Source organism: Providencia rettgeri (assembly GCF_013702265.1).
Taxonomy (GTDB): Bacteria; Pseudomonadota; Gammaproteobacteria; order Enterobacterales; family Enterobacteriaceae; genus Providencia; species Providencia zhijiangensis.
This window is the reverse complement of the sequence record NZ_CP059348.1, coordinates 1884963-1909758: the sequence shown is the minus strand read 5'-3', so window position 1 is coordinate 1909758 and position 24796 is coordinate 1884963. Positions and strand designations below refer to the sequence as shown.

Annotated in this window: 28 protein-coding genes; 12 read left to right on the top strand and 16 right to left on the bottom strand. The window is 41.3% G+C overall.

Going from position 1 to position 24796, the window contains the following annotated elements; genetic code table 11:
* Nucleotide 1 precedes the first annotated feature (1 nt).
* From H0913_RS08790 to H0913_RS08780, 3 genes are all read right to left on the bottom strand, one after another.
* On the bottom strand, nt 2–400 hold the full coding sequence (locus H0913_RS08790) for a hypothetical protein (protein ID WP_181478562.1): 399 nt from the start codon (nt 398–400) through the stop codon (nt 2–4).
* Nucleotides 401–537: 137 nt separating this feature from the next.
* The gene (locus tag H0913_RS08785) at nt 538–1503 is read right to left on the bottom strand and encodes an XdhC family protein (protein ID WP_181478560.1); all 966 of its coding nucleotides are present in this window, start codon (nt 1501–1503) and stop codon (nt 538–540) included.
* Nucleotides 1504–1528: 25 nt separating this feature from the next.
* Nucleotides 1529–2089, bottom strand: coding sequence for a nucleotidyltransferase family protein (locus H0913_RS08780; RefSeq protein ID WP_181478558.1), 561 nt, complete (start codon nt 2087–2089; stop codon nt 1529–1531).
* A gap of 207 nt (nt 2090–2296) precedes the next feature.
* Here H0913_RS08780 and H0913_RS08775 point away from each other — a divergent pair, with 207 nt between their 5' ends.
* Genes H0913_RS08775 through H0913_RS08765 form a run of 3 tightly spaced genes read left to right on the top strand, consistent with a single transcriptional unit; the run spans nt 2297 to nt 6872 of the window.
* On the top strand, nt 2297–5092 hold the full coding sequence (locus tag H0913_RS08775; RefSeq protein ID WP_181478556.1) for a xanthine dehydrogenase family protein molybdopterin-binding subunit: 2796 nt from the start codon (nt 2297–2299) through the stop codon (nt 5090–5092).
* Nucleotides 5089–5640, top strand: coding sequence for a (2Fe-2S)-binding protein (locus H0913_RS08770; protein WP_036954690.1), 552 nt, complete (start codon nt 5089–5091; stop codon nt 5638–5640). Before H0913_RS08775 ends, H0913_RS08770 begins: the two co-directional genes overlap by 4 nt.
* Nucleotides 5637–6872 carry a c-type cytochrome gene (locus H0913_RS08765; RefSeq protein ID WP_181478554.1) on the top strand — a complete coding sequence of 412 codons (1236 nt, stop codon included), beginning with the start codon at nt 5637–5639 and terminating at the stop codon, nt 6870–6872. Before H0913_RS08770 ends, H0913_RS08765 begins: the two co-directional genes overlap by 4 nt.
* A 92-nt stretch (nt 6873–6964) precedes the next feature.
* Here H0913_RS08765 and H0913_RS08760 read toward each other — a convergent pair whose 3' ends face one another.
* Entirely contained in the window at nt 6965–7957 is a 993-nt protein-coding gene (locus H0913_RS08760; RefSeq protein WP_181478552.1) for an acyltransferase family protein, read from the bottom strand.
* A gap of 191 nt (nt 7958–8148) precedes the next feature.
* Between H0913_RS08760 and H0913_RS08755 the strand changes: the two genes are divergently transcribed.
* Nucleotides 8149–8580 carry an SgcJ/EcaC family oxidoreductase gene (locus H0913_RS08755; protein WP_181478550.1) on the top strand — a complete coding sequence of 144 codons (432 nt, stop codon included), beginning with the start codon at nt 8149–8151 and terminating at the stop codon, nt 8578–8580.
* A gap of 205 nt (nt 8581–8785) precedes the next feature.
* Here H0913_RS08755 and H0913_RS08750 read toward each other — a convergent pair whose 3' ends face one another.
* Nucleotides 8786–9169 carry a hypothetical protein gene (locus H0913_RS08750; protein ID WP_181478548.1) on the bottom strand — a complete coding sequence of 128 codons (384 nt, stop codon included), beginning with the start codon at nt 9167–9169 and terminating at the stop codon, nt 8786–8788.
* Nucleotides 9170–9202: 33 nt separating this feature from the next.
* The gene (locus tag H0913_RS08745; RefSeq protein ID WP_181478546.1) at nt 9203–10021 is read right to left on the bottom strand and encodes a PD-(D/E)XK nuclease family protein; all 819 of its coding nucleotides are present in this window, start codon (nt 10019–10021) and stop codon (nt 9203–9205) included.
* A 116-nt stretch (nt 10022–10137) separates the two neighbouring features.
* On the opposite strand from H0913_RS08745, the gene H0913_RS08740 reads away from it, so the two are divergent.
* Nucleotides 10138–10596 (top strand): hypothetical protein, encoded by a 459-nt coding sequence (locus H0913_RS08740; RefSeq protein WP_154638235.1) that lies wholly within the window; start codon nt 10138–10140, stop codon nt 10594–10596.
* A gap of 128 nt (nt 10597–10724) precedes the next feature.
* On the opposite strand, the gene H0913_RS08735 is transcribed toward H0913_RS08740, so the two are convergent.
* Nucleotides 10725–11249 (bottom strand): Lrp/AsnC family transcriptional regulator, encoded by a 525-nt coding sequence (locus tag H0913_RS08735; RefSeq protein WP_154603953.1) that lies wholly within the window; start codon nt 11247–11249, stop codon nt 10725–10727.
* A 150-nt stretch (nt 11250–11399) separates the two neighbouring features.
* Between H0913_RS08735 and H0913_RS08730 the strand changes: the two genes are divergently transcribed.
* Nucleotides 11400–12011 carry a LysE family translocator gene (locus H0913_RS08730; RefSeq protein WP_154603954.1) on the top strand — a complete coding sequence of 204 codons (612 nt, stop codon included), beginning with the start codon at nt 11400–11402 and terminating at the stop codon, nt 12009–12011.
* Between the two features lie 46 nt (nt 12012–12057).
* Here the strand turns inward: H0913_RS08730 and H0913_RS08725 are convergent, their stop codons facing one another.
* On the bottom strand, nt 12058–13476 hold the full coding sequence (locus H0913_RS08725; RefSeq protein ID WP_154603955.1) for a PLP-dependent aminotransferase family protein: 1419 nt from the start codon (nt 13474–13476) through the stop codon (nt 12058–12060).
* A gap of 244 nt (nt 13477–13720) precedes the next feature.
* On the opposite strand from H0913_RS08725, the gene H0913_RS08720 reads away from it, so the two are divergent.
* The 4 genes from H0913_RS08720 to H0913_RS08705 all read left to right on the top strand — a co-directional run bounded on the left by H0913_RS08720 (nt 13721) and on the right by H0913_RS08705 (nt 17188).
* Entirely contained in the window at nt 13721–15058 is a 1338-nt protein-coding gene (locus H0913_RS08720; protein WP_154603956.1) for a cytochrome ubiquinol oxidase subunit I, read from the top strand.
* On the top strand, nt 15048–16058 hold the full coding sequence (gene cydB, locus H0913_RS08715; protein WP_181478544.1) for a cytochrome d ubiquinol oxidase subunit II: 1011 nt from the start codon (nt 15048–15050) through the stop codon (nt 16056–16058). The genes H0913_RS08720 and cydB overlap by 11 nt, the downstream gene beginning before the upstream one ends.
* Nucleotides 16015–16194 carry a DUF2474 domain-containing protein gene (locus tag H0913_RS08710; RefSeq protein WP_071992173.1) on the top strand — a complete coding sequence of 60 codons (180 nt, stop codon included), beginning with the start codon at nt 16015–16017 and terminating at the stop codon, nt 16192–16194. The genes cydB and H0913_RS08710 overlap by 44 nt, the downstream gene beginning before the upstream one ends.
* Nucleotides 16195–16348: 154 nt before the next feature.
* Nucleotides 16349–17188, top strand: a complete 840-nt coding sequence (locus H0913_RS08705) for a siderophore-interacting protein (RefSeq protein WP_181478542.1) — start codon at nt 16349–16351, stop codon at nt 17186–17188.
* Between the two features lie 68 nt (nt 17189–17256).
* Here H0913_RS08705 and phoH read toward each other — a convergent pair whose 3' ends face one another.
* From phoH to H0913_RS08685, 4 genes are all read right to left on the bottom strand, one after another.
* The gene (gene phoH, locus H0913_RS08700; protein ID WP_154603958.1) at nt 17257–18042 is read right to left on the bottom strand and encodes a phosphate starvation-inducible protein PhoH; all 786 of its coding nucleotides are present in this window, start codon (nt 18040–18042) and stop codon (nt 17257–17259) included.
* A gap of 487 nt (nt 18043–18529) precedes the next feature.
* Entirely contained in the window at nt 18530–19495 is a 966-nt protein-coding gene (locus H0913_RS08695; RefSeq protein WP_220127914.1) for an endonuclease, read from the bottom strand.
* A gap of 323 nt (nt 19496–19818) precedes the next feature.
* Entirely contained in the window at nt 19819–20280 is a 462-nt protein-coding gene (locus H0913_RS08690; protein WP_080675670.1) for a threonine/serine exporter, read from the bottom strand.
* Complete coding sequence (locus H0913_RS08685; RefSeq protein WP_181478538.1) at nt 20280–21092, bottom strand: threonine/serine ThrE exporter family protein; 813 nt, start codon at nt 21090–21092, stop codon at nt 20280–20282. The genes H0913_RS08690 and H0913_RS08685 overlap by 1 nt, the downstream gene beginning before the upstream one ends.
* Nucleotides 21093–21240: 148 nt before the next feature.
* On the opposite strand from H0913_RS08685, the gene H0913_RS08680 reads away from it, so the two are divergent.
* Nucleotides 21241–21879, top strand: a complete 639-nt coding sequence (locus H0913_RS08680; RefSeq protein ID WP_154603960.1) for a TetR/AcrR family transcriptional regulator — start codon at nt 21241–21243, stop codon at nt 21877–21879.
* Here the strand turns inward: H0913_RS08680 and H0913_RS18880 are convergent.
* Nucleotides 21874–22281: a hypothetical protein gene (locus H0913_RS18880; RefSeq protein ID WP_232368845.1), complete on the bottom strand. Its 408-nt coding sequence runs from the start codon at nt 22279–22281 to the stop codon at nt 21874–21876. The genes H0913_RS08680 and H0913_RS18880 overlap by 6 nt on opposite strands.
* 246 nt (nt 22282–22527) lie before the next feature.
* Here H0913_RS18880 and H0913_RS08670 point away from each other — a divergent pair, with 246 nt between their 5' ends.
* A complete protein-coding gene (locus H0913_RS08670; RefSeq protein WP_154603961.1) occupies nt 22528–22821 on the top strand; it encodes a DUF5339 domain-containing protein in 294 nt (97 codons plus the stop codon).
* Between the two features lie 71 nt (nt 22822–22892).
* On the opposite strand, the gene H0913_RS08665 is transcribed toward H0913_RS08670, so the two are convergent.
* The 3 genes from H0913_RS08665 to H0913_RS08655 all read right to left on the bottom strand — a co-directional run bounded on the left by H0913_RS08665 (nt 22893) and on the right by H0913_RS08655 (nt 24415).
* Entirely contained in the window at nt 22893–23342 is a 450-nt protein-coding gene (locus H0913_RS08665) for a universal stress protein (protein ID WP_036954742.1), read from the bottom strand.
* Nucleotides 23343–23531: 189 nt separating this feature from the next.
* A complete protein-coding gene (locus tag H0913_RS08660; protein WP_036954745.1) occupies nt 23532–23870 on the bottom strand; it encodes a hypothetical protein in 339 nt (112 codons plus the stop codon).
* 116 nt (nt 23871–23986) lie between these two features.
* Nucleotides 23987–24415 carry a universal stress protein gene (locus H0913_RS08655; RefSeq protein WP_006660028.1) on the bottom strand — a complete coding sequence of 143 codons (429 nt, stop codon included), beginning with the start codon at nt 24413–24415 and terminating at the stop codon, nt 23987–23989.
* Between the last annotated feature and the right edge of the window lie 381 nt (nt 24416–24796).

The following is a 24796-nucleotide window of genomic DNA, read 5'->3' as shown; positions in this document are numbered from 1 at the left end:
CTTAGTTTTTACTCTCATCTCTTTGAATTGGTAATGCCAATCCAGTAACAAAAAAAAGCAAAAAGACCAGTAACATATTCATATAGTCGGTAACGCCATTTTTTTGCGTGATTTTAGGTTTAGCTTCTCCATCCTCATATTCATCTGTGATCGCAAATTTACCTTGGTACAGTTTATCCAAGACATTTAATGCATTCTCTAACTCGCATTTTGGTACCAATAATTTAACGCCACCAATAGCTTGGGCATACATTTGGTTATTCCAGACTATGTTTTCGTCTAATAATAGAGAATCAATTCCTTCAGAGTTGAGCAAACCCGCATCTATTCTTGCTTCTAGAGGAGAAAGGTACTGTGACAGTAATATGTATTGAGCCCGAGTCGGATGGATATACCACATTACAACCTCCCTGCAGGATCGATTTTAGCGAATAGTCTAGAATAATCGATTTATCAGAATCGATGAACAAGTCTTATCCTAAATTGTTCATTCAAAATATGATCCCATCATAATAGGACTAATGATTCACTATAGTACTAACCCCGCCCATTCTTATGCGCCACTATGTCTGCCATAATCGCTAACGCAATCTCTGGTGGAGTTTTACTGCCAATTGGAATACCGATAGGCGCATGGATCTGGTCTAGCATTTCAAGCGTTAATCCCCCTGAGTTTAATAAACGCTCTCGCCGCTTGGCACTGGTTCGGGTTGATCCCATTGCGCCAATATAAAATGCAGATGTGTTTACTGCTTCCATTAATGTTAAATCATCAATACGAGGGTCGTGAGTCAAAGACACAATAGCGGTATTAGATGCGCTTGGATTCTCTTCTAAAAATCGGGCAGGGAATATTTTTTTAATCTCAACTTGTTCAGCAATTTGCCCAGCAAAACGTAACAATTCGTCATCGCGATGCTCACAAAGAATAACTTCAAAACCTAATGTGACTGCGAAATTAGCACAGTAAACGCCGACATTAGAGATACCCGCAATAATCAGTTTGGGTGGCGCCATGATATAAAACTGGATCTCATCGCCATTGCGCTCAATATGGGTGGGATGTTGTGAGTTTGGCACCGTCGTGATTTCACTTCGCAGGGGGAGTGTCAGTTTTTTGATGATGGCGGTATAACCGAGCAGTGCTGTTTGAATCTGTGAGAGGTATTGATGAGAATGCGGGTTACAGGGTAAATATTCGATCAGAACATCTAAACTCCCTTCACAAGGTAAATTGACTTTGGCTTCCACCCCGCCCTGACCATAGCGAACAACTTGGCTATCTTTTAAATAATGACCTTGCTGAATTCGTTGCAAAAAATCCTCTTCAATACAGCCGCCAGACAGAGAACCTACATACATCCCATCTCCTTTAGCGACCAATAAAGAGCCGGGGCTTCGCGGCGATGAACCATACGTATTCAGCACAGTGCATAACCAGACTGGCTCATCCGTTGCCCACTTAATTGCTTGAGAAATCACGAAAACATCTTCACGTAGCATATTCAGTCCCTATTGATTTTTATTCTTAGTTTTTATTCGGAAGATAATCAATATCTTTAATGACATTCTCATCATTTATCTGCATTTCGTAAACCAATTGATGATGTAATATTGATTTTGCGCCATCATCGCCCGATAAATTAAGCAAGTTTTGTCGATATTTTTCTGATATTCCGACAGGATGCCCCGGTATGTTTTTATATACAGGTCGTACTAATGAATAATTTTTTAATTCGTTCGCAACTCGAATAAATATTTCGTGAGAAATATATGGCATATCCCCCAACTGAATTAACCAACCACTCCAATTAGAGGTATTTTTTACGCCTAACGCAATCGATTCCCCTAGCCCATGGCTATTTAATACGGAAAATGGAATATTAAAATGTAAACAATTGTTAATGACACTCACATTATCAGCGCGAGTGACCACATGAATAGGCAGTTCACTATTCATTGAATTTACAAGCGTTTTTTCGAACACAGTTTGTTGGTCAATTCGATAATTTAATTTACTTCCTTCACCACCAGCACGTTGAAAACGCTCACTTTTTCCTGCTGCCAATATTAATATACCTATATTCATGGTTTACATTATACATAATTAATTTTATTGTTTATATTATAAATAATAATATGCAGATTATGCTAATCGTCATCATTTTTATTATCCATCCAATTCTACTCATATTTCGATAGAAAATTATTGGATATATAAATATTTATATTACGAAACTAGCAATGAAATAAAAAATAATAATTGAAGCAATGAAAATAAGTGTAAGGGTATATTATGAGCAATAACCATGTCGGACTATCCCGCAGACACTTTATCAAATGTGCTGTTGTTGCGGGGATCTCTTGTTATATCGCCCCTTTGTATAGCCGAGCTTTTGATGTGCTATTCGAGGAAAAAATTCTTCAGGCTCCCGACTGGAACCCTGTCGATAAAAAAATCAAATTCCGAATTGATGGCTATGCCAAAGTGCAAGGTGAAAAAGTCTTTGCAAGAGATATTCGAGCCCGCGATATCCCTCACTGGCCCAAACAACAAGGGCACGCCTTTCTTCTACGTGTCACCCAAGCCGATAAAATCTACGAAGGTTTTAATCTCGAACGACTTAATGATGGCTTAATGCCTGACCGTATTGTTACCGCCAGTGATTTAGAAAAAGATGGCGTCGCCTTCCCGGAGTTCTATGGTGAAGATTTACTATTACCGACAGGAAAAACCCCTGCTTACTTAGGGCAAGCCGTCGCGTTACTGATTTATCATGATTTTGCCAAATTTAACTTCGCTAAAGAGACACTCAAATTCCACGATGATGTCATCCAATATGGTGCTTATACGGGACCATTACTGCGAGATCCTTGGGGAACTTATCGTGGGGTTCGTATCGGCGGAGAAACACCATTCTCACCTGATACATACTCCAGCATGAAAGATATGCCTATCTCCCCGATTGGTATGAAAAAGCATCTCCCAATCTGGCCTGAAGGTCGTGAAGGTGGAAAGCTTGATCAAGAAGGCATGTATTATGCGGATGAACTCGCAAAACAGTTAGAAAATCCGCCAGAAGATTGGCTGGTTATCAAGCGTAAATACTTCTCGCAATCTATTGATACCTCAGCGCTCGAACCCGATAACGCCAATGGCTGGTATGATGCAAAAACACAATCTTTTCATTTAGTGATCCCAACCCAATCCCCGCAAGAAGTGGCCGCATCACTGCCTGAAATGCTCGCAAAATCCAAATTCCCGATAAAGCAAATATTCTTACATCCATGCTTTACGGTGGGTTATGGCTCGAAAGATCACACCCCATTCCCTTATTATGGTGCGATGGCAACTCTGTATGGTGATGGCGTTCCGATCCGTTTAGCCAACGACCGTTATGAACAGTTCCAATCCACCATCAAACGCCATGCGTTTGACATGGACTACACCCTCGCAGTCAATAAGAAAACCCATAAAATTGAAGCACTTTCCGCCTCATTTATTGGGGATGGCGGTGGTCGATGTAACTTTACACCTTCCGTTGTAATGGTTGCGGCCACCGGCGCCCAAGCCATCTACTATATTCCTCGCAGTGATTTATCTGCGGTGGGTATCGCTTCTCGTGCGGTTGATGCGGGATCTGCCCGTGGTTATGGTACGTTACAGGCTATGGCTGCCACTGACATGATCATGGAAGAAGCTGCAAAATTACTCAAGGCCGACCCTATTGAGTTTCGCCTGAATAACATCATCAAGTCAGGAATGAAGAATACCCAAGGGGCGATCCCCGGTGGTGCAATTCGCGCAGATGAAGTGCTAAGCCGTTGCGCTGAGCATCCAATGTGGAAAGAAAGAGCGAAACGTAAAGCCGACTTTGAAGCTAAAAATGCAGGCAAACTATTTGGTACCGGCATTTCTTGCGTTCAAAAAGACTTCGGTACAGGTGCTGAATCCTCCTTTGCGCGCGTTGAACTCACGCCTGAAGGAAAAATAGCCATTTATCATAGTGGTGCAGAGATTGGTACGGGGATGTCCACATCCCAAGCCGTAGTTTGTGCCAAGTGGTTAGGTAAACCTGCGGAAGAAGCCCATTTCTCAGTTGTAGATTGGTCAGTTCTGCCGATGATTTCGACAGGAAACCCATTTGCGATGGCGCAAGATGAACAAGAGCGCCTCGCCACTAACCCGCTCTGGACACCAAATTACTGCTCTCCAGCCAGTGCCAGTAACTCCGCTTATTATTTCACCCACAGTACGGAAGAAGCCGCTCGATTAGTCTTTGAATATGGTTTGTGGCCAGCGGCAATGTCAATTTGGCAAGAAGGCATTGGTGGTGGGCAAGCAGCGCCGCTCGTGGTTCGTCGTGAAGATGCCCGTTGGGTTGCCAATGGTCTCACCGCTGATGGGCTAGAAGTGCTTAGCTTACAACGCTTAATCGACCGTACATTTGAGATGGGTGGTTTAACTGGCGCAGTTTGCCATGTCTTTAACCGCTGGGAATGGGCTGAAGCTGATTTCAAAATTAATGATGAAACCCGCCGCCTTCCTGTTGATGGTCTTTCCCTACGTTTTGCAAATAAAGATTATCAAGTGTGGCATCGCCAAAAAGCGTATTACCCTGATACTCAACGAAACAATGCTGGCGTTACCTATTACAGCGCCGTCGCTACCTTATCTGAACTTGCCATTGATAAGGCCACCGGTCATGTCGAATTACTCGACCACCATACCGTGGTTGAATGCGGAAACTTAATTGTTCCTCAACTGGTTTCAGGGCAAATTCAAGGTGGATTAGCGATGGGCATTGGTCACGCGCTCCATGAATATTTACCTCTCTACGAAGATGGACCCGGAAATGGAACGTGGAACTTTAACCGTTACCACTTACCCCTCGCAAATGATGTTGCGGTTTGGAAACAAACTAGCGAAATCCTGCCGGGGTTATCCGATACCGACCCACCAAAAGGGGTCGCTGAAGTTGTTATGATCCCTGTCGTTTCTTCCATCGTCAATGCGATTGCTGATGCAACGGGGCACCATTTCTTGAGTCTGCCTGTTCGTCCTAACGATATTCTAGAGGTATTATCATGAGCCTAAATTTTCTACCACTCACCATCAACATTAACGGTCAACAATATGGACCGATGGATGTTCCTGAAGGTCTCATGATGATTGATTTTCTTCATGAGTATGTTGACCTCACGGGATCACGACTTGGCTGCGGTCAAGGTATTTGCCACGCTTGTGTGGTGATTTTGGATAACCCATCAGGCACTAGTGAAGAAGTTCGGACCTGCATTACAGGCGCACACTTTTTCAACAACAAAAGCATTCGTACCATCGAAGGGGCTGCCACCAAAGAAGAAAATGGTGACGTTAAATTATCCCCTGTACAAGAAGCGTTTATCGACCACTTTAGTTTCCAATGTGGTTACTGCACCCCAGGCTTTGTCAATGCGGCGACAATTTTCGTTGAAGAATTGCAACGCAACCCGATTGCCGAGGAAGAGCTAGAAGAAGCCATCAAAACGGCTTTAAATAATCACATTTGCCGCTGTACGGGTTATGTTCGTTATTATGAAGCAGTGCGTGATGTGGTGATGAGTACTCCGGGACTAATCAAGGAGACGATAAAATGATCAAACGTATTATTTTATGGTTGATAGCGATAGCTATCGTCGTCTGGGCGATTCTGTATTGGTATGAGAGTCGCAAACCAGACGGCCCTGTACAAAAAGTCACCGCGAGTGCCGAGCAAATTGAGCGTGGTCGTTACTTAACGCTTGCCGGTGACTGTGCAGCATGTCACACCAGCGCAAACGACGCACCTTTAGCGGGCGGTTTTCCTCTCGATACGCCTTTTGGCACTATTTATAGTAGTAACTTAACGCCTTCTGCTGACTATGGGATTGGCCGTTGGACAAAAGAAGAGTTCCATAAAGCATTAACTGAGGGTGTTTCGCCACCAAGCAAAAACCTCTACCCTGCGATGCCATATACCTCCTATAAAGGGATAACTCGCAGTGATTCTGACGCTATCTACAGCTATTTAATGAGTCGCCCAGCGGTTGATGTCGCACCACCAGAAAACTCACTGCCTTTCCCATTAAACCAACGCATGGCGATGATTGGCTGGAACCTATTATTTTTCAATGATAAACCATTGCCGAATAGCTCCCAAGGCAGTTCTCCAGAATGGGAACGCGGAAAGTATTTAGTCAATGTGCTTGAACACTGCTCTGAATGCCACACTCCAAGAGGCGCACTCGGCGAAATGGAGCTAGATAAGTATATGAAAGGCGGCGCATTAGGCCGTTTCACTGCTCCTGACATTACCCCTGAAGCACTGGCTGCCCGTGGTTGGACAAAAGAAGATCTCCAGCAATTCTTTATGACTGGATTAGCACCGCAAGGTTCAGCCTACAGCGATATGCACCCTGTTATTTACCTCAGCACGCAACATTTAACCCCGGAAGATAATAAGGCCATTGCGACCTACCTAATGGGTGATAATCCACCAGCTACATTACCGCTCAAAATGGGTGATGGTAACGCAGCAGGTAAACAGGTTTATCTGGAAAGTTGCTCAGGTTGCCACTCCTATGATGGCAGCGGTAAACCTAATGTGGCAGTGGCGATGAAAGGTAATTCGACCCTGCGTGATGTGGACAGTACCAATCTCATTAATGCCGTATTAGATGGTTTGCCGGAGCAAGCGTTCCCAAATAACCAAAACATGCAAAGTATGCCAGGTTTCGCCGACAAGCTTAATGACCAACAAATCGCGGATTTGGTCAACTTCCTGCGCGTTCAATGGGGCGGACAAGCTGGTGATGTGACTCCAGAACAAGTTAAAGCCCTGCGTAAATAAACCATTTTGCTCTTCTTAATAAAGGCTTACCGAGATTATTCGGTAAGCCTTATTTTATAAAACTTGTTCTCTCCTAATCTTACCATTCTCTATTATTTCCTTGCCCTTATTTCAGGATTTAAAAACCAATGAATGGTCGAATTCTTGGCAAGAAACAATGCTAATGTAATAGTAAAAAGAGTCAGTAAAATTAAAAGTGGAAAACCCGCTTCAATGTGAAATGAGTTTAACCCAGTCAATAGTAAGAAACAGATAATTGGATGAATTAAATACACCCCTAATGCGTTATTGGCTATTTTCACAAATCGCTCAGTCGATAATGCAATACAAATCACCGCAATAGAAATTAACACGCCCATTAGAAATACAAAAACATGTTCAAAGAAATGATAAGCAAGTTGATTTTCACCTAAAATCTTTATTAACTCAGACTCAATCCCTGCGGGGATGTAAATATATATCACAACCAAGGCGATTACTGCAGATACGATAAAAAATACATTTTGTCTGAGCCAAGCTATTTTTCTATCATCACAAAAGTAAGCCATAACAAAGAATGGAAAATACTGGGAAATCGCTAAAAAACCAGTAACATCCGACAAGTATATCTTAGAAAAAAACGCAATAATGATGGATAACAGCAAGGTGACAGTCACTCCCCCGACATTATTCTTTATAAATGAGGGCAGTAATAAAAAAACGGCTTGCCATATCGGTACCGCTAAGAAAAACCAAACACCATTTTGAGGGAACAGTAAATATTCTTCGATAGTTAATCGATTTGTAAAATAAAGCGGGATCGCATCTATCGTTTGAAATGTGAAATAGATAATTAAAGGTGGGATTAAATGGGCTCGCAAACCTTGCCATAAAATTCCTTTGCTTAAATATGCCGCGATAAAGACAAACATCGGGATTAATACCCAATCAAAGACTTCAATCAATATTGAATAATCGGATTTCACAGCTGGATTAACATTTAAATAAAAATTAAAGACAATTAAAGAACTCAATATTAATTTTAATGTTTGCCAGTTCGGTAAAGGCCGATTTTTTACCTGAATAGCAAGAGTTCCATCACGCATATTTCACCCTGTATTATCATTATTCGATTAGCACCCTCGTGCTTTAAAACTACTCCCCTAATTTAACAAACGTCATAGTAATAATCTAATCCTTGCGGAAAGTCCTAGCAAATTTTTCCATCTATCTGCCACATTCGTGCATTTCGTCTAGTATTGATAACATATCAAACTAACCAAGATAGGATTTTCCTGTGAATCATGTTGTAAAAAATCCCGAAGATATACCCTTATCCTTTGAATTTGCATGGAATCACCATGATATGGACGCCTTTGGTGAGCTGTTTCATGCTAATGCCACGTTTGTAAATCGATTTGGACATTATGTAAAAGGTATCAATGAAATTATCGAAATGCATATCCCCCTTCACAAAACTATCTATCGTAACTCAACCATGAAGAATGAGCTTATCGATATTATTTCCTTAAGCGAAGAGAGTGTAATTGTTCATTTTTGGAGTCGATTATCGGCTGGAGACGCGCACCCTATTGGTCCGCATAAAGTTGATACAGTCATTATGGCGGTTCTAACCAAGCAAAATGATGCATGGCAAATCCGCGCACTGGAAAATGTAGCTTTGGTTAACCCGAGAACAGGCCATATCAAGCTGAGAGATGTGGAATAGAAACGCTCAATTGGCGTTTAAATTAACGTAATTGTAGGGTTACAGAAGCAACAAGCTTGAGTAGCCCCATATCCCTGCTTTTTCGCATTTTTGATAGCGTGATTTACGTGCATAAAATTCCCAAGATATTCTCTTTGAATAGTTGGCATCACTATAAGCGCTCATAATTTGAGCGCTTATAGACTTTTATGTAAAAGCCAAAATTCTAATTTTCTTTAATCATATTTAATGTTTCATCAATTACATGACAAAGATCCGAAAATGCATTCTCATAGCTAGTATACTTCCACCCATACCACCATTCTGATAATTTAAATCCACCATCTAAAATAATTGTACTTATCTTTTTCATTTCAGCATTTAGATTGTTATCTTCTGTGAAATGTTTCCCTAATCCAAAATAAATAGAACTATTATTTTTCTCAATCAATGCAGATATTTTATTACCTTTAAAATTAAAGATAACCCCAACTTTTGTTAACTGATCCCCCACATTTTTCCTAACATCTAGTTCGGGATAATTATTTTTCAAACTATCAAACCAGTCATCAAAAATTGATTCTTTTTGTTCTTGAAGCAAGCGATTCAATCTATTTTGTAGATCCGAGATAACATTAATATCCTATTGTAACTTAATGATATTCTGTTCTTTGTTATTGATATCCAACTGCATAGATTCAAAAATATAATCATTTAATTTCATATTGATACTTTCATCCTTTATTCTTATGGAATAAATGCCTTTTAAATGGTCAATATATTGGTTGATAAAGTAATATAACTGTTCATCCTTTTCCTGAATATTAGGTGCAACATCGTTTTCTATCCACGAAAGTATATCAGTATGAAATGATGCAACTCGTAGACGGTCTTTAAAAGATTCATAATAATGGGAAAGGCTTTCTTTAGGATAATAGTCTGACTTGCTTCCCTGAATATAGATAAGATAAATATTTTCGTCTTTATACCTATAATGCTTTGCAATATCAATATAACGCCTCAGTTGCTCATGTTGGTCACAGGCACCGTGTATTTTATTTTCAATAATCAATACCTTTTTATCATCTCTTATCATGATATCGATACGATGTTTTTCTACTGTAATTTTAATTTTCTTATCATTAAAATCTAACGGCTGCTGTAGGAGACGGTAAATAAATGACGGAATAAACTCATTAACACCATCATGTTTAAACTGCAAAATCTTCCCAATAATTGCACTATGCCCATTTTCACTAACACCTAAAATATCCAGTAAATTTGCATTATAAGGCTGTAAATAACTGAGCTGTGCCTTCATTTTTCTGACATCAGCAGCTAATTTTTTTATAGATTTATGCTTATTACACACCCCATAATAAACTTGTTCTCTGATCTCTTTATATTTCTGATAGTTATCATAAAATTCCGATATATTCATGCATCCCCAAAACTCATTCATTTCCTAAATTCATTTTATTCTATCGGATTTATTTTAAATGCTAAACTCTCTCTTGAGCATCCGAATACGATGCCGATAACATAAATATTGATAACTCTTTTATTGGTAGGGATCCCATGAAACTTCGCCGTACACTACTTGCTCTAGCATTACCTGTACTCATGTCTACCCCAGCACTGGCTGATTCACACACAGTGACTGTATTTCAATGCGTTAACAAAAATGACCGTCAGGTCAAAGTGACGTTGATTAATGGTCAGTATCAGTACCAGTTTGGAAAATTAAATCAACAGCCTGATATTGAAATTACCCGTAGTCCTAAACAACTTACGCAGGGCTTTTTCCAAACCCGCTATGCGGATACAGATACTGGTTATGCAGCTTCCCAAGAAATCGATTTTAAAAACGGCACTTATACCTATACCATTTTTACAACTCATTCAGGCTCTAAAATAGAATCAGGGGTTGAGGTTTATAACAAAGATAAGAAACTGACAAAGATTGTCTGTGTGCCAAATACCGTTGTTGACAATATTTATGAGCACCTTGCTGAAATTCCTGAGCGTCCAGAATAATATCTCTGGCGCTATATCCGCTCATGAATAAGTAGTCAATACAAATTGGCAAGCTGCTCAATAATATCCATTATGATTATTGAGCAGTCTAGAAGGGTAAATAAGTGGATTTCATAAGCTTATAAAACTTATAAAGGAAGTGCATACGTCACTTTGACTGTCTCCATCGGCACTTCCGTTTTGATGCTCTGCACACTGCTTATTTGCGTCAAATAATCGGCATGAAAACGGCGATAGGAAGCCATATCTTCCGTCACAATACGGATCAGTGCATCACACTCACCTGCCATTAAATGGCACTCTACCACTTCTGGCATTTGCTGAATATCGGCAACAAATTGATTAATGGTTTGCGCATCTTGAGTTTTAAACCAAATACGTGCGAACAGGGACAAACCTGCGCCAATCTTTGCACCATCCAACACCGCAACATAACGTTTAATTACGCCAGCATCTTCCAGCAACTTAACGCGTCTTAAGCAAGGTGAGGGGGATAAGCCGACCTCTTTTGCCAGTTCAACGTTTTGAATTTTTCCATCACGTTGCAGCACCTGCAAAATATGTTTATCAATCGCATCTAATTTGATTGCGGATGAGCTACTGTGTTCCAGCTCATGTTTTTCTGCATAATGCGAGCCAGTATTCTTTGGCATGCGAACCTCTTTTGCTTTTATTTTTTGATATTAAATGTCAAATAAACATCCATGAAAAGCAACAAAACAACCAAATTTCAACGGGAAATAGCTATAATAACCAAACTTTTTTCTCTTCATAAGAAAATAATAATAAATAGAGGTGTTTGGATGGATCTACAAACGTTATTGCTGTTTAGTGCAACGGTCATTCCTTTGATTTGCACACCAGGTCCCGATATTTTATTTATCTCATCGCAAGGGCTATCAGGCGGTATCGCTGCTGCATGGAAAGCCAATTTGGGTATTATCCTCGGCTATGTGACCCATGCCATTTTAGCGGCACTTGGCCTCGCAGCTATTGTTGCAACTTCACCGATTATCTTCCAAACCATCAAATGGGTGGGAGTCGCCTACGTCGCTTACTTAGCTGTTCGTATGCTGTTATCGGCCATGAAATCGAGAAAGTTCCAGATTAACGTCGTTTCCACGCAAGCTGTGATTGGCAAAGCGTTTCTCACTAGCTTCCTTAATCCTAAAGGGTTACTGGTTTATTTCGCAATTCTGCCTAATTTTATCCATGTTTCCGAAAGCGTTGCAATACAATCTTTAATCTTATCAGCGACTTTCATCACATCATGCATCATTATTTACGGTGCTATCGGCATGATATTCGCATCGATGCATAATCGCCAACAATATAGCGATAAAAAACGTCGCATTACAGAAGGTGTTGCAGGAGGAATGTTAACCTTTGCTGCCATCGGACTTGCAAGCAGCTAATCAACTTTCAAGGGTGAACGCGACTTTCGCCCTCACCCTATTTTCCCTATTTAAGCCCCGTTAATCGATGGCATAAACGACCTAGAACTTGCATCGCCTGTTCAAGCCGGTCATTCCATGCAAATGACGCATTTAGTCGAAATGCATGATTGAATTGATCGCTGGTAGAGAACATGCTCCCCGGCGCGATGCTAATGCCTTCCTTCAACGCCAATTGATACAGTTGGATGGCGTTAAATGGCGGTTCAAATTCTAGCCATAAAAAATAGCCCCCTTTTGGGGTATTCACTTTAACCGTGGACGGCATGTATTTCGCGATTGCACTCAGCATGATATGTTGCCGCTGCTCCATGGTTTGGCGCAGTTTGCGCAGATGGTTATCATATCCCCCTTGAGATAAGTATTCCGCGATCGCCAATTGGGTTGGTACGCTGGCAGAAACGGTGCTCATCATTTGTAGATGCTGAATTTTGCTCGCATGATGACCTGCTGCCACCCACCCGACACGGTATCCCGGCGCTAAACATTTCGAAAATGATGAACAGTGGAAAAAGTTTCCTTGTGAATCGAGTGATTTTGCAGGAATAGGTTGCTGATTACCAAAGTAAAGCTCGCCATACACATCATCTTCGATCAACACAATTTTGTGACTGTTCAAAATATTCACTAACCGCTTTTTATTGGCAGGAGGCATCGTGCCGCCTAACGGGTTTTGGTAGTGTGTCATCAGCCAGCAAGCTTTGATCGGGTATTTATCCGCAATGTCCTCTAATGCATCTAGGTCAATCCCAAATAATGGGTCAGTTTTGATGGCAATCGCTTTAAGTTTTAAGCGCTCTATTGCCTGCAAAGAACCATAAAATGCAGGGGATTCAATCACTACCCAATCACCCGGTTGAGTAACCGCTTGTAAGCTCAGCACTAATGATTCCATCGCCCCGGCCGTAATCACTATTTCATCAGGGGCGACGTGGATCCCTTGAGTTGCATAACGCTGGGCAATATTGCGGCGCAGCTGTTCATTTCCTGGTGGTAAGTTGGTGGTGGTATTGGTTTTCGATAAACGGCGCGCCACCGACGCGAGAGACTTGGCTAATTTTGGATCATCCAGTAAAGCGGGTTCTGGGAAAGCAGAGCCAAATGGGATAATATCTGGGTCTTTGCAAGCTTGTAGAACACCGAAAATCGAGGCGTTGATCTCCACATTTTCATTTAAATGGAGCCCTTTCCCCCCTTTTGCGGCGGCAAATGCATTATTGCGATTTGCAACATAATAGCCAGATTGCGGGCGCGCAGCGACCCACCCCTGACTTTCCAGTAATTGATAAGCTTGCACCACTGTCATTAAGCTTAAACCCGATTGTTTAACGCTCTCTCTTAGTGAAGGTAGCCTGTCACCTACTTGCCAAATATTATCTTCAATCTGTTGACGAATTTGTGCCGCTAACTGTTCGTATCTCGTCATTCCCGCCTCACTGTTATAGGTGATTTGCTAAAAATTGTTACTATTATAGTTTATCGTCTCATGTTCTACTTATCCACACATTCACCTGACTTTTTTTAACTATAACCACAAAACATTTTTAGTTGGATTTATGAGTGTTAACAATCCAGCGAAATCAATTATTTATTGCTAAGGAACAGCCCACAATTGCTTCGCAATGGCTGGAAATGTGGCGTGTCGAAATCAATTCCATTCAGGGGTCAATATGTTTGGACTAACTGCGCTGGAGCTTGCCCGTATTCAATTCGCGTTTACGGTATCGTTCCATATTATCTTCCCTGCCATCACCATCGGGCTTGCCAGTTTTTTGGCAGTTCTCGAAGGTTTATGGCTCAAAACCCGCGATACTGACTATATAAAATTGTTCCATTTTTGGTCAAAAGTGTTTGCCGTCAATTTCGGTATGGGGGTCGTTTCTGGATTGGTGATGGCATACCAATTTGGGACTAACTGGAGTTTCTTCTCGGATTTTGCAGGTGGCATCACCGGCCCACTCTTAACCTATGAAGTGCTCACCGCCTTTTTCTTAGAGGCTGGCTTCCTCGGTGTCATGCTATTTGGTATGAACCGCGTGGGCGAAAAGCTTCACTACTTTGCGACGTGCATGGTTGCACTCGGTACCATCATTTCAACCTTCTGGATCCTTGCATCCAATAGTTTTATGCAAACACCACAAGGTTTTGAAATTATCGATGGGCGAATTGTCCCTGTCGATTGGTTAGCGGTTATCTTTAACCCATCATTCCCATACCGTTTACTCCACATGACCACTGCGGCATTCTTGGCTGCGGCGTTTTTTATTGGTGCATCCGGCGCATGGCATTTACTCAAAGGCAATAAATCCTCTGCCATGAAGAAAATGTTCTCCATGTCCTTGTGGTTGATCCTGATTTTAGCGCCTGTTCAAGCTTTCATCGGCGATGCTCACGGATTAAATACTTTAAAATATCAACCTGTTAAAGTCGCAGCAATGGAAGGACACTGGGAAAATAAACCTGGCGAAGCCACCCCACTGATCCTCTTCGGCATTCCAAATATGGAAAAAGAAAAAACCGAATATGCCATTGAAATTCCTTATATGGCGAGCCTGATTTTGACGCACAGCACCACCAAACAGGTTCCTGCACTGAAAGAGTTCCCGCCGGAAGATAGGCCAAATGTGTTTATGGTGTTCTGGTCATTCCGCGTGATGGTGGGCTTAGGCATGTTGATGATTGCCGCCGGTGTTTGGGGGCTATGGCTACGTTCACGTAAAAAACTGTATGACTCCAAATTGTTCCTCCGTTTTATGTTCGTCATGGCGCCATCAGGTTTAATCGCCATCTTAGCCGGTTGGTTTACCACCGAAATTGGTCGCCAGCCTTGGGTTGTCTACGGTTTACAGCGTACAGCAGATGCCGTGAGCGCCCATGGTGAAATGCACATGAGCGTGAGCTTGCTAGCCTTCTTTGTGGTGTACGGCGGCGTATTTGGCATCGGCTACATGTACATGATGAAATTAATTCGTAAAGGTATCTCCGAGGAGGCAACTCATGGGCATTGATTTACCACTAATTTGGTTTGTCATCATCGTCTTCAGTATGTTGATGTATATCGTGATGGACGGTTTTGACTTAGGTATTGGTATTTTGTACCCAGCCTTAAAAGAGAGCCAAGACCGAGATTTAATGATGAACAGTGTGGCACCGGTTTGGGATGGTAACGAAACCTGGTTAGTGCTTGGTGGTGCGGCGCTATTTGGGGCATTCCCATTAGCCTATGCCATTGTTTTAGATGCGCTATCCATCCCCCTTACCTTTATGTTGCTAGCACTGATTTTTCGTGGGGTCGCCTTTGAGTTCCGCTTCCGCGCCGATGAATCTCATCGCCGCCGCTGGGATCACGCCTTTATTTGGGGCTCAATCCTAACCACATTCTCCCAAGGGATTGTGATTGGTGCGTTTATTCAAGGCTTCCATGTTGAAAACCGTGTGTATATGGGTGGCTATTTTGACTGGTTCGCACCTTTCCCTCTGTTCTGTGGATTTGGATTAGTCATCGCTTACGCCTTACTGGCATGTGGCTGGTTGATCATGAAAACGGAAGGACACCTGCGTAAAACCATGTATCGCGTGCTAACTCCATTAACACTGGTCATGTTAGCAGTGATTGGCGTGATCAGTTTATGGACGCCAATGTTAAATGAGGCGGTTTATACGCGTTGGTTTAGCTTACCAAACCTGTTTTTCTTCTTACCTGTTCCTTTATTAGTGCTCGGCTGTGTGTGGATCATTTTAAAAAGCGCCAAACGTCAACGTCACGATAGCGTGCCATTTCTCGCTGCACTCATGCTGATTTTCTTAGGGTTTACAGGATTAGGCATCAGCGTTTGGCCAAATTTAATTCCGCCAGCAATTACCTTCCGCGATGCGGCAGGTCCTTCAGAAAGCTTAGGCTTTATGCTAGTTGGCGCCCTATTCATTATCCCTGTTATTTTGGTTTATACCTATTGGAGTTACTATGTCTTCAGAGGAAAAATTACCCCAGACCAAGGCTATCACTGATACAACTCTCCGCTCACCTTGGTGGAAGAAACTCGGTTGGATGGCAGCAATTTGGTTAGGAAGTGTATTGGCACTATTCGCATTCTCTTCCTTATTTAGATTGTTGATGACCGCCGCTGGCATGAAAGTGAAGTAAGCCCTTTGCCGCAGCATTAAAATGCTGCGGCATGTTTATAATTAGACGCTCAATAATCCTGCATCTTTTGAATAGTTTTCCTATAAACATTCATGATATGATAATGATAATAATTAACATATAATAATATTATCATTAAGAAAGGAGACGGTTAGTGGCTAGTGAACAGACTGTTGAAAAAAATATCTACCGCCCAGCGCCCCCACAGCTTATTCAAGTTAAATCCATTGTCGATATCAGCCCTTCTATTCGCAGCATCACATTTACGGGTGAAAAGTTAGCCAATTACCCAACGGAGTGTGAAGGTGGTCATCTCAAAATTTTTATTGCCCCTGACCATCAAAGCCAACCCGCGCTTCCTTTCCTCACTGAAAAAGGACGTAGCTGGCCAGAAGATAAGCCGCGCCCTTTTGTGCGCACTTACACCGTTCGCGCTATTCGCCCTGAACTCAATGAAATCGATATTGAATTTGCCATGCACGAAGGGGTAACAGGTCCTGCTTATCTGTTTGCTCGTGATGCAAAACCGGGTTATTGGCTGGGGATCACCAACCCTGGTGGCCCAGATCCACTATTGCCTATCCGCGCACATTACTTTATGGCGGGTGATTCAAGCTCTTTGCCTGCGATTGCGGCGTTACTGGAAAAAATGCCTGCTACCGCGACGGGACGCGTCGTTCTACGCCTTGACCACCAAGCGGATATTCGCGAGTTAGCCAAGCCAGCAGGCATCGAAATTGATTGGATCTGCGGAGACATTAGCCAAACTACCAATCTGATTAATACATTCAAATCGTGGGATATTCCAGAATCCGATGTGGGCTTTTGGATTGCCGGTGAAGATCAAATTATCCGTGAATTACGCCGTTTTATTAGACGTGAGAAAGGTTTTGGTCGCGATGATATCTACGCAATTCCTTACTGGCGATATGGCTATGATGAAGAAGGTTATCATCATGAACGTCACGCCGTCATGGACAACCCTGACGACTAATAAAAAACTGCCCCTATATGGGGCAGTTTCATGCATTAATTAGCCTGTGTAGCTAGTTAAACTAGTTGTTAGTCATTGTAAGCCAGCAGGGCCTTGTGACATAGCTGAGATCTCACACAATCATCAATCGTGAAATTGACCATCGAGACCATTTCATCGCTACTAAAGCGCTGTAACGCATCCCCTAAACCTGACTGAACACCGCTTGGTAAATCACATTGGGTCACGTCACCGTTTACAATTACCGTTACGTTCTCACCCAAACGAGTTAAAAACATTTTCATTTGAGTGACTGTGACGTTCTGTGCTTCATCGAGGATCACAATCGCATTTTCGAATGTGCGACCACGCATATAAGCAAATGGCGCTATTTCAACTTTAGCAATCTCAGGGCGTAAACAATACTGTAGGAACGAAGCGCCTAATCGCTTCATTAATACGTCATAAACAGGTCGGAAATAAGGCGCGAACTTTTCAGACATATCTCCCGGTAAGAAACCAAGATCTTCCTCCGCTTGCAACACGGGTCTCGTGACAATGATTTTGCTAATTTCCTTGTTAATCAAGGCATCCGCAGCCAATGCAGTACTGATATAAGTTTTCCCACACCCTGCCTCACCGTTAGCGAAAATCAACTGCTTGTGCTTGATGGAATTAATATAGAGCTTCTGGGCTTCATTACGTGGTGCTATTGGAGTTTCATCGCGACGTTCTTTCGCCATGCCTATCGGCTCAATGCCTGTAAACTCAGCGAAGGAGGTAACGTTGTTCATATCATACCTCCCTGAACGGTCTTTGCGTGATGTACGTTTCATTTCACGACGTGCTTTTGTTGCAGCTTTCTGTCTACTCATAGTATTAACCCTTCCAGGTATCGATGATGTCAATTTCAGATGACGAACTATTCAAAACAGAGAGGAGCTCCCTTCAAGCTCTTGTGTTGCCTAGGTTGATAATTCAGGTATAAAAAAACCGGTTAGCAATCTCATCATGTCAGTTTCATGATGGAGTGGTAACCGGTTTCGCATATTGATTAACAAACACCTAGTTCTCATTAGTTTCTCCTATAAAGGCGATACTCGTAAACTAAAGAATCTGCGTGACAATATTATGACAATATAAAAAATACTCGAACTCACGACAAAATATTGCATTGGCCCGAATATCATCAACCTACAACGTTTCCATACAATAAATATAGCGCGAGTTTTTTTTGAATGACAACTTTAAATTAACAAAAAATGTGTAAATACACGTATCTATCAGATAATCTGTGAAAAATTGCATATAGAAAACTGTAATAACTCGCTAAATTTACTGAATTATTACAGTCCAATACTATTAACGAGGCTTACAGTTACCCGCTAATTGATAACCTTTTGCCTGAGCATCTGCTTCATTCGCAAATAATTCCGCATTTTTATCCGATAAGGTTTTAAACCCTGAACAGTGGGATAAATGATATTTCTTTGAATTACGGTTACCTTTTACCTGCATCACACCGTCCTTGTTTGGGGAAGATTGAGTTACAGGCTGAGGGACTCTTTCGCTGGGCTTATCACTCATATTTAAGCCATCACCGCTATTCTTGTGCCCTAAACTCCACGCTCTTTCGCCCGTCACAAATGGGTTATGGTGCCCCATCACTTTAGCAATGCGCTGATCACGTTTTTGTTCCCATTCATTCACCGGATGCTGTTTATCCCACGCCATAAATAACTGCTGCTGTTGGCGTGACATGGATAAATTATAGCGGTCATGCATATAGAAATAGACCCGAGCAACCTGCCCTTTCACCTCGTCGCGTGGCTCAAAGATTTTCTGTTTAAAATCAATGCGGCTACGACATGCACCGTAAGAATAAGGCGCATTAACCGGTAACTGGCCATAGCTCCAATTACTGCGGTCACCGTTCACCTCCCCAATTGAAGGCGCGAGGTTATGCATATCTGCCTCCATTCGAGAAAACACAGGGTCAGTTGAGACGCAATTTTTACGACCGCCATTCTGCCAGCACTGTCTTTGATGACCAAACACCCAAGCAGGAACAATATGTTCCCATTCAATACGCTCAGCACGGCTCTGTTGCTTACGCACTTGGTAGCCGCATGAAGCTAAATCAACTTGCCCACCACTTTTACCTGTCCATTCCCACTCACAGCCACAATATAGCGTTCCTTGTCCCTGATGATTTTGATCACCATAAACGAGGCTTTTACTGGACGTTTTCGCTTCAGTGAAATTGTTCGGTGCAGCATAAACGGAAGAGATAAATAACGAGGAAAAACATACTAACGCAATGATCATGCGCGAAAAATAAAAAATCTGTTTCAAAATAACACCATTGATAGGAAAAAAAGCAATTTATTAAATACAACACGTAAGTTATTCATGCAAAAATTGCCGAATGCACTATGTATACTCGCTAGTTGGATGAAATATAAGTCTTTTTGATATCAATTGGTACTCAATTTTATTACATCAAAAGCAATATCGGAATTTGTGCAATAATATACAAAGAATAGATAACGAGCTTGGCTAACAAAAAGCGCTAATTGCTATCAACTAACGCTTTTACTATTGCGTGATTTATTGCTTAAAGGGCTCTAACAGTAAAACATTTGTGAGTATCAAACACTTGGCTTTTTTCGATATAACCACAATCCAGGTAACGAAATGCCGATAGAGAGCGCACCGACAATAAAAGATGCCCTTAAAAAGTAAGTAACCAGCGTTTCCATTAACTCTGGGGTATAGCCATATTGAGAAATTTTCACCACAGAAATCATTGCGATATAGGCGCTGATCCCCGGAAACATAGGAATAACCGCTGCAACGGTAAAAACTTTCGGATGAGCCAACCACCAACGCGACCACTGAATCCCTATCATGCCAATTAAAATCGCGGCAAGAAAACTCGCCCATTCAATTTGCAACCCCAGCGACATTAAAATCATTCGTGAACCATAACCAATCGCGCCTAATAACCCGCAATATTTCAATGCCCTCACTGGCACATTAAACACCATTGCAAAACCAACAGCAGGGACAGCCGCTAAGACCATTTTCTCAATTAGCTCAATGAAAAACATTAGGCCCACTCCCTCAGATTCCAAATGATCATCGCCAATACAACGCCGATACAGGTTGCCAGCGTTAATAAGCTGGCCATCATCCAACGAGCAATTCCTGTATTCACGTGGCCTTTGAACATATCCGCCACCGCATTAATTAATGGAAATCCGGGAACTAACAGCAGCACGCTTGCCGCCATCGCAATGGTTTCAGTCACATTTAAATAGGGCACTTTGAGTAATAAACCCGAAACGGATGTCGCGACAAATGCTGTAATGCAGAAGTTAATCAATGGGTTAATCTGGCGAGATGTTAACACTTGCCGGATATACATCGCACAGCCACTCGCCATAAAGGTGATCAACGCACTTTCCCAACCACCTCCGTTAAGGGAACTGAAGCAAGCACAAGAAAGCGCCACCATCACCACCATTAGCCAGCGGGGATAACGTAGTGGTTTGATGCCCGCTAATTTTTTTTGTAGTTGTTTACGGTCAAGTAAATGGTGTTCAACGAGGATCACTGCATGCTGAACTTCAGTCACCACATGCATATTAATACCACGGTCAATAATCCGCCGAGTCGATGTTAAACAACGCCCATCGATGATTGTGGTTAATACAAGTGAGTTAGATGAAATTGCACTATCTACCTGACTAGCGCCCAAAGCGATGCCTAAACGTGTTGTTAACTGCTCAACCAACATACTCTCAGCACCATGCTGTAATAGCAGCAAACCGCATTCAATACACAGCTTTGTAATTTCTCTCTGTGTATCAACAAGCACTTCTTTTCCCTGCGTTTTTTCATCCGCTATGCAATCCTTCATTCTCTCCCCCAAGGATTTGACAAAAATTCAGATATTGATTTAAACATGATAATATTCATATACATCATAGAGGAAAATAACAAACTGAATTATGACTTCTTTCAGATAATTTAGTCCCGTGTCGCCATTTTGTTAGGAAATTGATTTCATGAACCAGACAAGTTCAGCCAAAACACCAAAAGGACAGCGCCGCCATCAAGCACTTATTATGGCTGCGGCGGATATTTTTCTGCAATACGGTTTTGAAGGCACGACATTAGATATGATCATCGAACGCGCGGGCGGTTCCCGGTCGACGTTATATAAAAACTTTGGAGATAAAGAAGGCTTATTTGCCGCAGTCGTGGCACATATGATAGACGATATTTTTACCGAACCAGACCATAAAGAGCCGCCTTTAAACAACATAGAAGCGGTATTATCGTTTTATGGTTCGCGTTTTTTAATCAATGTGATTAAACCCCAATCTATCGGGCTATATCGCCTAATATTGGGTGAATACAACCGCTTCCCTGATATTAGCCAACTCTTTTTCGAACAAGGCCCCGTGCAAAGCTATCAGCGCCTTGCCGAAAAGCTTGCACAAATTCCGACTGTCAAAGTCGATAAAGCCACACTGTTAAGTATTTCATCCCGTTATCTAGAGATGCTAAAAGCGGATGTTTTTATCAAAACCTTCTGTGTCGAAAACTTTAAACCTAGCGATGAATTTATCCATCAACAAATCGGGCTTTCCGTGGATATCATCGCTAGCTATATTCGTAAAATTAGTGCTAGTAAATCATAGCCCATTTAAAATTTCAGTGGCTCGCTGTTGCGCAACTAGAGAGCTTTCCACTAAAAAAACTTCAGGCCCATACAGAGATGAAATAACAGGTGCAGTGCGCTCCATTTCATCTTTATCCCCCCCATCTGGCTGTAACGTGATCACCATCGCTCGACAATATTCTGCCATCGCCTCTCTTCCATCTTTCAACCAACGACGCACGAATTTCATACATTCCATATCTTCTGCTGTTGGTTTCCCTTTCTGTTCCATAGGTGGATAAATTAAAACAAACGGGGTCTTTTTCGCTAATAATTGCTCAAGTTCCGATAACCATGACTGAGTTTCCACCATTGACGTTGGAAACGTATTCATCGCGCAGACAGGCCAGTTCTGAGTATTAATCATAATACTGTTATTCATTATCATTCCTTACGTTGGTTTGTTATCTCAATAAAGTGTACTGAAATGTACACTTTATCATTACAGGCAGTCAAGAATGATTCTCATTTATAGTTTGCAATTTATGCTATAGCCACTTCCTTTAATATTGGTATGATTAATTTGATAAAAATTAAAACTCATTGAAATATTCATCATTGGCCGATGTCTTTTTAAAAAATGGGATGCTATGCTGGCCGAAATATGACTTTTGAAAGTGAAAATATAATGAAGAATATTCTGCCAATTGCATTGGGCCTATTTGTTTCGCTGACTGCATTGAATGCAAATGCAGGACAAGTTTGTGACAAATATTTCAAAGAAATGAATGCGCTAGTTCAACAAGCGGAAGAACAATATAAAAATGAGCCTAATGCGAGTGAACAAATCGCATTAATGAAGTCGCAATTAGAAGACGCGAGGAAAACCCTCGCAAGTTATCCTGAAGATACGCAAGAGCAAGCATGCGGCCAGGCATTAACAGCTATTGAACAGGCAAAAGAAACTGTCAATAAACCCTAATTGCTCCAAAGAAAAAGACCTGATAGCCCAGGTCTTTTTTATGAATCCAGTCTGTGGATTAAATAATAAAACTATCTTACGACTAAAACGGATATTTTTGCATAAGAGACGATCCCTGAAGCATTCGAACCCAATAAGTGGGTTGAGATACTTGGGTTACGTGAGCCAACCACAATAAGGTCGGCATGAACTTTCTCAGCTTCGTCTAATACTTTTTCTCTTGGCGAACCGAACTCCACTTTATAAGAGATCCTATCCGCGGGGAAATCCATATCTTTCACAATGTGATTAACCAGTTCAACCAGCTGTTCTTCCGAGCGTTCAATGGCCTTTTTCGTAAATGAGGCGAGCAAATCATAATGATAGCTATAACTCATCGAAAATCTTGAAACATCCGGCACTGAGTGAAATAGATGAATGTTAGCGTTATCCATTTTTGCTAAATGAATGGCTTGCTTTAACGCTTTATCGGTCAATGCATCTTCAGAAATATCAACGGGAACCAAAATAGTTTTATTCATATAAGCCCCTCTCAAGGATGTATCTCTCATTCAATTTATTCGTTTTTTGAATAGATGAGATAGCGGTTTAATGGTTATTGTTTTGCCAAGAAAAGTATAGTCTGAATAAAATGAAAATGTCGTGAACTGGTTTACTAATCTGACAATCAATTCAGTAAAATAATCACAACATTTGGCAACTTATTCAATCTAATCCTCTTCTAGATGCCATTTATGTAATATTCGATGAATAAATGGCGTGACGATTAAGCCAATACTAATAATGAATACACTTTGTAAAAATAAACCATAAATAGCAATAAAGAAACGGCCTGTTTGGGTGATTGGTGCAGGCTCAATCGCTTGGCCACTCAGCATTGATAATGCGTTTAGCATAGATTCCATTATCGAATGCCCTTCAATAAAATAAAAACCAATAATCCCAGGTAGTAAGCCAATAAAAAACACTAATAACGCTAAAAAATAAAAACGCAGAACTCGCAAAACAAAATGTTCCATGCGCATTAATTCTTTAGTGAATTTCTCCATAAAAATCCTACTCAATCCATACCGATATGCCAATTCAACAATAATCTTGTAAACGACATAAAAAAACCTATGCAACATTATGGAAACTTCATTGCATAGGTTTTAAAAAAAATAAATTAACGAACAACCAGTACGGATGTTTCTGCGTAGCGAACAATTCCTGCCGCTGTAGAACCTAACAAGTGGGTCGTAATATTTGGACGGCGAGAACCAATCACAATAATATCAGCATTAATATCCTTTGCGGTGTTAATCACTTCATCACGAGGTGAACCAAACGTGATAGTGTAACTGACATCATCATGAGGAAGATCAATCGAATCCATCAACATTTTCATGTCTTCTTCTGCTTTCACTGTCGCTCGGTCTTTAATTTCCATATAACCCAACGCATACGCATTAATAATCGCCGAAGAGATAGGCAATACGTGGATCAGATGAATTTTTGCGCCAGATTGTTTCGCTAAATTTACCGCATGACGAACCGCTTTACTGGTCAACTCTTCTTCAGTGAGATCGATAGGGACCAAAATCGTTTTGTACATAAGCCCTCCTGATAAATTATCGAATAAACATTAACAGTAAAATTATAATCAACTGTACGTAAATGTCTCTTATCTCAAAAGATAAATGAGATCTCCGGCTACAAATTCACAACATTATTCCTTTATCAGCATCTAAATTCACTTCAGCACTCGGAGAAAAAGCGAAAAATACTAAATATTTTTCGCCAGAATTAAATGAGATTGTAGCAAAATGAACCAATAAAACCATTAATCAATTTGTTTTTTAAGCACTTTTTGGATTTTCGATGAGATAAAAAATTTTAATAGTTATATGAAAAAAGGGGTTGATTTCTTAAATGAGAATAGTTATCTTTTATCTCGTGAATAGTTGAGTAAATTACTCGGTCTTTTCACAACGAC